Origin of the sequence: Yoonia vestfoldensis DSM 16212, from assembly GCF_000382265.1 — a bacterium.
GTDB classification, from domain to species: Bacteria; Pseudomonadota; Alphaproteobacteria; order Rhodobacterales; family Rhodobacteraceae; genus Yoonia; species Yoonia vestfoldensis.
This window is the reverse complement of the sequence record NZ_KB907996.1, coordinates 24,198-31,844: the sequence shown is the minus strand read 5'-3', so window position 1 is coordinate 31,844 and position 7,647 is coordinate 24,198. Positions and strand designations below refer to the sequence as shown.

Below are 7,647 nucleotides of genomic sequence, written 5' to 3'. Positions count from 1 at the left end.
TTCGGCCTTCGCGGCGTCCCCAAAAACACCAGTCGCACCCTCAAGCAGCTGGTCCCGCCACTGTTTGATCTGGTTCGGGTGAACGTCGAAATCCTGTGCCAGCTCGATCAGCGTCTTCTCGCCCTTGATCGCGGCCACGGCCACTTTCGCCTTGAATGCCGGGCTGTGATTCCGGCGCGGTCGTTTTGTCATCATCATCTCCTCGCTTGCAGCATCATGCTGCTGTTGCGCGGAAAATCCACTTATCCCAGTTGTTCAAATTTGCGCAGCCACCTCTCGGCATGCAAAAAAGGTCATATGCAGGATATCAACTGGCGGGGTCTCGTTCATCGTGGACAAGGCCAAGCTGGCTGCCGATCTGCAATGTGGTTTTTGGATCGCGGCACTAGTGCAGACCCAAAGGACCTATCCATTGAATGCGACTGCGGTGCACGCGTTGAATTCGAGTACCTTTTTGCTGAAGGGATCCTCGGCGGTTGCAACGGTCATCAGCCATGGCTTGGCGATCAATCGGTTGATGCAAACGGTTGCAACGAAAACCTCAAGCTCTTGGTACGCGGTGCAACGAATGCGTACTTTCCGCAGGTAGCAAACGTCATAGCCCTACCTGTTGATGCCGACCTTATCGGCGACGTAATCAAGGCTAACCTTGCCAACCTTGCACCACTCACAAGTGTCGATCAACTGATAGGCGTGCTCAGCTTCAGCCCAGCACTTTCAAACTTGTTTGGAAAGGTTGACCCAAATCAACTTTTTTCCAGAATTCAGGAACTGAAAAACACCACAGATTCCGACACCTCTGTCCCAAGTTCTTCGCCGAAAGTCGCAGAGTTCGACATCTTGGCTTCCGGAAAAGCGACGATAGGTACGAACTCAATTGACTCCCGACTGCATGCGACAACATTACTGGATCATGAGTGGAAGACCGGCGACAGCCTTGAGCGACTGCTTTCTCGTGTCGTGGCGGTCAAGCGGCTAACGGAGGTAACCTGCCTTTACGGGTTTACCCGGCTAGAGCCTGCCCCAGTTGCGTCGGATGGCAGCTTGGAGGAGGTTCTGCTGGCCGTTGAGGGTGCCAGTCTCGGCGACGCAGATTGGCTTCCAGCAATCGAGCAGAACGGCGAGGGCATCTTCTTGCAGTTCGATCCATCATCGGTTGGAAAAATCGTTCAATCAGGTTTCAACTTAGAGCGGATCAGCGCTCTACGCTTGGCCTACCAGGACTGGGCGGGGAAATTCAAGAATTCCCCAACATTTCCCGGCGGGGCTTACACCTTTCTGCATTCTCTTTCACACGCTCTAATGTCCGAGATAGCCTTGCAGTGCGGCTACCCCGCTACGTCCATAAAGGAGCGTGTGTACGCTTTGCCTACAGACGGAACACAGGGTGCCATCGGTCGACTCGGCATCCTGATTTACACATCCGCATCTGGCGCACAGGGTTCGCTGGGCGGCTTAGTCGCAATGGCACCCAAGATCGTCACGCTGTTGGACGCGGCAATCGAAAAGATGCAAGTTTGCTCAAACGACCCGATTTGCTCCGAGAGCACCCCGCAGGCCCACTTTGATGGCTCATTGGTGAACGGTGCCGCGTGCAACGCCTGTCTTCTAGTTCCCGAGACGAGCTGCGAAATGCGCAATATGCTGCTTGATCGTCTCATGTTGTCGGATTTACCTTCAGCCCTTTCCTGAGGCTGCTGATCAGGTTTTTGCAATCAATATCGTTGCTGCTTTTGCCCCCCTTGGCATGGTTCCTCCCCGGCCCTGAATGTATGCGGGGGGGCGCAGCGCAGCATTTCGCTAGCGACAGGCACTTTCACCGGGGAATCCAGGCGGAAGCCACCTGCCGGGCGATCTTGAAAAAAGTGACTCATTATCAAAGGCTTGCGGAATCACCATCTTGGCGCGCTGGATTCTTTTCGGAATCCAGGGAATCCACTTAGCGGAAGCCACCCAGTCGGAAGCCAGCCAAGGGAAGCCACCTGCCTGGAAGTCGTTGAATCCAAGCCTGTTTTCCAATTGACAAAGCTGCCCCCCTTGACCTACCTATTGATCATCGAAGAATAGCGCCCGAAGGATACCCCTCTCGGGCGCTTTCGTTTTTCCCCACATCGCGGATCCTGATTCTGTCGCTGGCCTTGTCGCCAGCGCGCATCGTCGTATCCGCCCTGCCAAAATTGAGAACCACCCCATGGACCTGGTCTTTGCGCCGCGCCAGATCGAAACTTGGCCGATTGACCGGCTGCGCCCCTATGCACGCAATGCCAAAATCCACGGTATCGACCAAGTGGCCAAGATCGCCGCCAGCATGGCGAAGTTCGGCTGGACTGTGCCTTGCATGGTCGCAGACGATGGCGAACTGATCGCCGGGCATGGCCGGGTTCTTGCCGCCACCATGCTGGGGCTGAAAGACGTACCGGTGATCCGGCTGAGCCATCTCGACGAGGCCGAGCGCCGTGCTTACCGGATCGCCGACAATAAGCTGACCGAGTTGGGCGAATGGGATGAGGCGATGCTGCGTGACGAGATCGCGGGTTTGCTAGCTGAGGATTTTGACCTGTCGCTGCTGGGCATCACCGACGAGGATCTGGACGCCTTGCTGCGCGATCCGGATCAGCTGGAAGGTGGCGCTGTCGAGGGTGAGGATGACATTCCAGAACCGCCGGTCACGCCGGTTTCCGTGGCAGGCGATCTGTGGCAACTCGGATCGCATCGGCTGATCTGCGGTGACAGCACCTCCGCTGATGTGGTTGGGCGGTTGCTTGGAGCTGTGAGGCCGCTGCTGATGGTGACCGATCCACCCTATGGCGTGGAATATGACCCGTCCTGGCGCAACCAAGCTGGGGCGGCGAAGACCAAGCGCACCGGGAAGGTGCTGAATGACGACCGGGCAGACTGGCGTGAGGCATGGGCGTTGTTTCCCGGCGATGTCGCTTATGTCTGGCATGGCGCGCTGCATTCCTCGACTGTGGCCGAAAGCCTTGTGGCGGCTGGATTCAATGTCCGGTCACAGATCATCTGGGCCAAGGACCGCCTCGTCCTCAGCCGTGGCGACTATCACTGGCAGCACGAACCGTGCTGGTATGCGGTGAAGAAGACCGGCAAGGGGCATTGGGCGGGTGACCGGAAGCAGACCACGCTCTGGCACATCTCCGGCAAGGATCAGGACGCGGCCACAGTGCACGGTACGCAGAAGCCGGTCGAATGCATGCGGCGGCCAATCCTGAACAACTCCAGCCCCGGCCAAGCAGTCTTTGAGCCCTTCATGGGATCCGGCACAACATTAATCGCGGCGGAAACGACCGGCCGCGTCTGCTTCGGGATCGAACTGAACCCGGCTTACGTCGATGTTGCCATCGAGCGGTGGCAACAGTTCACCGGCGCCAATGCTGTTATGGCGGAAACGGGTGAGACCTTCGCCGACCTGAAGGCCAAGAGGCTGGCGACATGAATGCGCCCCTGCTGCAGGGTGGGGTCCAACACTGGGCCCTCGCTTGGCTCACATGCGCATGACACAGTCCCGCAAGATGTCACTTGTCGAGGCCGTAACGAATGTCGTCGTGGGCTATGCGCTGGCCATCGGGACGCAGATCGTAGCGTTTCCATGGTTTGGCCTGCACCTGTCGCTTGGCGAAAACCTGATGATCGGCGCGATGTTCGTCGGCATCTCACTCCTGCGCAGTTACGCGTTGCGCAGACTGTTCCAGCGCTGGGGGTGAATTTCAGATGATCAGGAGGCGGTCAAACGATGTACCGTGCCGCGTCCGTCGACCTTCTCCGAGATGATAGCCAGACCCATCTTCTTTTTCAGGGCACCTGAGATCATGCCCCTCGCGCTGTGAGCTTGCCAGCCAGTTGTCACAACAATCTCGGCGATAGTTGCCCCTTCGGTACGCTGCAGAAGGGTGATGATCTGCGCCTGCTTGGTCCCGGTTCTCGGCGTTGGTACTTTCGCAACCGGCACCTCTGCAGCACGTTTTCGGATCGCAGCCATCGTTTGCACCACAACCGGCTCCACCCCGATGGCCAGAAGCCCCGCGTCAGTGACGGCCAGCGTGGTCCCGTGACCATCGCCGGTCTCGCGCCAGAGCGGCTCGGCCTTCCGCATGTCGGCGTCGACCTCCTCGAGCCAGCCGTGTCCGATCATCATGCTGATGACCTTTTTCGCGGCAGCGCCGTGCAGCCCCTTGGGCAACGGCATCGCGAGATTGCTTGCGCGCTGGGCTCCGGCGCTGAGAATGATGGTTTGGGTTTCGGTGAGTTTGGTCATGGTGGCCTCTGCGTTCACGGGGCGCGGAATGCGGCACGCTTCTATGAGGCCAAGCCCCGCCATCGCGGGGCAGGCTCGAGGCGGGGTCGCCTCACTCCGCGTATTCGCCCTCCTTGAAGGCGCTGTCAGTGATCTGGCGCAGCAGGCTGGCGTAGTGGTTCAGGGTGCCGACATCGCCCCAGTTGATCTCGTCCGGGTTGGTTTCAAAATGAACGTCGCTAAGGGCTTTCAGGCGCTCCAGCATCGTATCGATCTCTGCTTTGGCAGAGATGAAGGCGTTCAGGGCTTTGTCGTTGGAGGTGGTGGCGCGGCGGGTGGTCATGGCTGCTCTCCTGTTCAGCGGGCTGCGGCTTGGCCAGCGGCGAAGGCCGCTTCCAGTGCGGCGCGGATCGACCAGACCGACACATCGTGAAAGTCGAGGCTATCGCTGTTGCGGGTCTCCAGCGTCTCGAGATGAAAATGCTTGGTGGCGATTTCCAGCAGCAGGGCTTCGCTGGGGGCTTTGGTCTTTGTGGTCATGGCGTCATCTCCTGGTGTGAGTTGCATCGTTTTCCTGCAGCCAGAATCGCTCTATTGGCGAGTGTAATCAACTGAATAACAAGCAATATCATTGCTTTAATCGAAGCGGGCGGCACTATGGAAGGAATGAGCGAGCGCGAGTATTCCGCGCATTCCGGCATCTCGCGCGGGGCGATCCAGAAGGCGCGCAAGGCCGGGCGTCTGGTGGTCTACAATGATGGCTCAATCAATGCAGCCGCTTCTGATGTGCGCCGGGCAGATATGACCGACCCCGACCAGCAGCGGCGCAGCACCGGTGGCGATGCTGCATTCAGCGGCCCGGCCGACAGCTCGTCCTACCTGAAAGCCCGCACTGCTCTGACCGTCTATCAGGCGCAAGAACGTCAACTGGCGATCCAGAAGAAAAAGGGCACGCTGGTCGACCGCGCCCGGGCGGAAACATTGGTGTTTCGCCTCGCGCGTCAGGAACGCGATGTCTGGGTCACGTGGCCCAGCAGAGTCGCGGCATTAATGGCAGCCGAAGTGGCGGCGGAGGTGGAAAAACAAACGGCCAAGCCAATGAATATCGAGGCCGCGATCCTGCAGAGGGTGCTGGAAACCCATGTCAGAGCGCAACTCGATGCCCTTGCCGATCTCCGCGTCGATCTCGGATGATAGCAACGACCTAACCGCTGATCTCGATCTTGGGTTTGACGGTGCGGAGGACATCCTGCGGGTGTGGCGTCGCGGGATGCGGCCAGACCCCGACCTGACAGTGTCGGAATGGGCCGATGCGCATCGCAAGCTGTCGTCGCGGGCCTCGGCCGAACCCGGGCAATACCGCACCGCGCGCACGCCTTACCTGCGCGAGATCATGGATGCGCTGTCGCCGCGCCATCCGGCGCAGCGCATCAGCTTCATGAAGGCAGCGCAGGTCGGGGCCACCGAGGCGGGCAACAACTGGATCGGCTTCGTGATCCACCACGCCCCGGGGCCGATGCTGGCGGTGTTGCCGACAGTGGAAATGGCCAAACGTAGCTCGCGCGGACGGCTAGACCCGCTGATCGCCGAGAGCCCGGCGCTGCGGGAACGGGTCAATCCAGCGCGGTCGCGGGATGCGGGCAATTCGATGCTGTCCAAGGAATTCCCCGGCGGCATTCTGGTGCTGACTGGCGCGAACAGCGCCACCGGCCTGCGGTCGATGCCTGCAAGGTACATCTTCCTCGACGAGGTGGATGCCTATCCGGCGAGCGCCGACGAGGAAGGCGATCCGGTCACGCTGGCCGAAGCGCGGACGACGACCTTCTCGCATCGTCGCAAGGTGTTCATGGTCTCGACCCCAACGATCCGGGGCATCAGTCGGATCGAGCGGGAATACGAGGCATCGGACCAGCGCCGTTACTTTGTACCGTGCCCGCATTGTGGCCACATGCAATGGCTGCAATTTGAGCGGCTGCGCTGGGACAAAGGGCGCCCAGACACCGCAGCCTATCATTGCGAGGGTTGTGAGAAGCCCATCGCGGAGCACCACAAGACGCAGATGCTGGAAAAGGGCGAATGGCGGGCGACGGCTATATCCACCGATCCGCATTCCATCGGCTTTCACCTCTCGGCGCTCTATTCGCCATTGGGCTGGAAGAGCTGGCAGCAGATCGCACGCGACTGGCTGGCGGCGCAAGGCTCGGAAGAAATGCTGCGCGCCGCACGCAACACGCTGCTGGGCGAGACGTGGGTCGAGAGCGGCGATGCCCCGGAATGGCAGCGGCTGGCGGAACGCCGCGAAGCCTTCGGGACACAGATCCCCGAGGGCGGGTTGTTCCTGACCGCAGGCGTGGATGTGCAGAAAGACCGGATCGAGGTCGATGTCTGGGCCTGGGGGCGTGGGCTGGAAAGCTGGCTCGTGGATCACATCGTGATTGCCGGTGGTCCGGACGATCCGGCCTGCTGGGACAAGCTGACCATGCTGCTCGGTCGGACTTGGGCTTGCGCCAACGGGGCAGTAATGCTGATCGGCAAGCTGGCCATCGACACTGGCTATGAAGCACCGGCCGTTTATGCATGGGCGCGCAAACAGGGGTTCGACCAGGTCTCGCCGATCAAGGGCTTGGAAGGCTTCAACCGGGCGACGCCGGTGTCGGGTCCGACCTTTGTCGACGCCACCATCGGCGGCAAACGCCTGCGGCGCGGCGCGCGGCTCTGGTCCGTGGCCAATGCAACGTTCAAGACCGAGACCTACCGCTACCTGCGGCTGGAACGGCCGTCGGATGAAGACCGGGCGCTGGGCGTCTGTGACGCGCCCGGCACCGTACACCTGCCCGATTGGATCGACACCGAATGGCTGAAGCAGCTGGTGGCGGAACAGCTGGTCACGGTGCGCAACAAGCGCGGCTACAGCCACCCCGAATGGCAGAAAATGCGCGAGCGCAACGAAGCGCTCGACTGCCGGGTCTATGCGCGGGCCGCCGCGTGGATCATGGGCGCCGATCGCTGGGATGAGGCGACCTGGCGACGGCTTGAAGAACAGGCCGGGGTGGAAACGCGCCCGGCACCCCAACTGGAGGTTCCGTTTGAGCCGACAACGCCTGCTGCGCCGAAAGCCGGAACACCAACGACGCCACGGCGCAAACGCCGGGCTTACACACCGAACTTCATGAGGGATTGAGATGGATCTGGAACGGATGCGCGCACTTTTGACCGCGCTGCAGGAGGCGCGGTATGCAGGCGTCCGCTCGGTCAGCTATGACGGCAAGTCGATCAACTATGGCTCGGACGCGGAACTGGCGAACGCGATCAGTGACCTCGAAACCCGGATAGCCACAGCTACGACAGGCACCCCGCGTCGTCGTCGCTGGGGCACAGTCGCGTCAAAGGGTCTGTGA

At 60.6% G+C, this 7,647-nt stretch carries 10 protein-coding genes; 6 read left to right on the top strand and 4 right to left on the bottom strand.

The window, feature by feature from the left end:
* A partial coding sequence (locus H147_RS0117635) for a transposase (RefSeq protein ID WP_026352602.1) occupies positions 1-192 on the bottom strand: 192 nt, incomplete at its 3' end.
* 24 nt (positions 193-216) lie between these two features.
* Between H147_RS0117635 and drmB the strand changes: the two genes are divergently transcribed.
* The 3 genes from drmB to H147_RS0117620 all read left to right on the top strand — a co-directional run bounded on the left by drmB (position 217) and on the right by H147_RS0117620 (position 3,719).
* Positions 217-1,692, top strand: a complete 1,476-nt coding sequence (drmB, locus tag H147_RS20055; protein WP_081625901.1) for an MrfA Zn-binding domain-containing protein — start codon at positions 217-219, stop codon at positions 1,690-1,692.
* A 499-nt stretch (positions 1,693-2,191) separates the two neighbouring features.
* A complete protein-coding gene (locus H147_RS0117625) occupies positions 2,192-3,451 on the top strand; it encodes a site-specific DNA-methyltransferase (protein WP_019956720.1) in 1,260 nt (419 codons plus the stop codon).
* A 58-nt stretch (positions 3,452-3,509) separates the two neighbouring features.
* Positions 3,510-3,719 carry a DUF7220 family protein gene (locus tag H147_RS0117620; RefSeq protein WP_026352659.1) on the top strand — a complete coding sequence of 70 codons (210 nt, stop codon included), beginning with the start codon at positions 3,510-3,512 and terminating at the stop codon, positions 3,717-3,719.
* An 11-nt stretch (positions 3,720-3,730) separates the two neighbouring features.
* Here the strand turns inward: H147_RS0117620 and H147_RS0117615 are convergent, their stop codons facing one another.
* The 3 genes from H147_RS0117615 to H147_RS0117605 form a co-directional block, all read right to left on the bottom strand.
* Positions 3,731-4,270 carry a DUF3489 domain-containing protein gene (locus H147_RS0117615; protein WP_051108228.1) on the bottom strand — a complete coding sequence of 180 codons (540 nt, stop codon included), beginning with the start codon at positions 4,268-4,270 and terminating at the stop codon, positions 3,731-3,733.
* Between the two features lie 91 nt (positions 4,271-4,361).
* Positions 4,362-4,592, bottom strand: a complete 231-nt coding sequence (locus tag H147_RS0117610; RefSeq protein WP_019956717.1) for a hypothetical protein — start codon at positions 4,590-4,592, stop codon at positions 4,362-4,364.
* A 14-nt stretch (positions 4,593-4,606) separates the two neighbouring features.
* A complete protein-coding gene (locus H147_RS0117605; protein ID WP_019956716.1) occupies positions 4,607-4,789 on the bottom strand; it encodes a DUF6900 domain-containing protein in 183 nt (60 codons plus the stop codon).
* A gap of 117 nt (positions 4,790-4,906) precedes the next feature.
* Between H147_RS0117605 and H147_RS0117600 the strand changes: the two genes are divergently transcribed.
* From H147_RS0117600 to H147_RS0117590, 3 genes are read left to right on the top strand one after another with little or no spacing between them, the layout of a single operon-like run.
* Positions 4,907-5,443 carry a hypothetical protein gene (locus tag H147_RS0117600; RefSeq protein ID WP_026352658.1) on the top strand — a complete coding sequence of 179 codons (537 nt, stop codon included), beginning with the start codon at positions 4,907-4,909 and terminating at the stop codon, positions 5,441-5,443.
* Positions 5,391-7,430: a phage terminase large subunit family protein gene (locus H147_RS0117595; protein WP_043700311.1), complete on the top strand. Its 2,040-nt coding sequence runs from the start codon at positions 5,391-5,393 to the stop codon at positions 7,428-7,430. Before H147_RS0117600 ends, H147_RS0117595 begins: the two co-directional genes overlap by 53 nt.
* Position 7,431: 1 nt before the next feature.
* The gene (locus H147_RS0117590; RefSeq protein WP_019956713.1) at positions 7,432-7,647 is read left to right on the top strand and encodes a phage head-tail joining protein; all 216 of its coding nucleotides are present in this window, start codon (positions 7,432-7,434) and stop codon (positions 7,645-7,647) included.

Coding starts and splice junctions, on each gene's coding strand:
- H147_RS0117605 (WP_019956716.1), bottom strand. CDS start 4,789: ATGACCACAAAGACCAAAGCCCCCAGCGAAGCCCTGCTGCTGGAAATC.
- H147_RS0117600 (WP_026352658.1), top strand. CDS start 4,907: ATGGAAGGAATGAGCGAGCGCGAGTATTCCGCGCATTCCGGCATCTCG.
- drmB (WP_081625901.1), top strand. CDS start 217: ATGCTGCTGTTGCGCGGAAAATCCACTTATCCCAGTTGTTCAAATTTG.
- H147_RS0117615 (WP_051108228.1), bottom strand. CDS start 4,270: ATGACCAAACTCACCGAAACCCAAACCATCATTCTCAGCGCCGGAGCC.
- H147_RS0117595 (WP_043700311.1), top strand. CDS start 5,391: ATGTCAGAGCGCAACTCGATGCCCTTGCCGATCTCCGCGTCGATCTCG.
- H147_RS0117610 (WP_019956717.1), bottom strand. CDS start 4,592: ATGACCACCCGCCGCGCCACCACCTCCAACGACAAAGCCCTGAACGCC.
- H147_RS0117620 (WP_026352659.1), top strand. CDS start 3,510: ATGACACAGTCCCGCAAGATGTCACTTGTCGAGGCCGTAACGAATGTC.
- H147_RS0117625 (WP_019956720.1), top strand. CDS start 2,192: ATGGACCTGGTCTTTGCGCCGCGCCAGATCGAAACTTGGCCGATTGAC.
- H147_RS0117590 (WP_019956713.1), top strand. CDS start 7,432: ATGGATCTGGAACGGATGCGCGCACTTTTGACCGCGCTGCAGGAGGCG.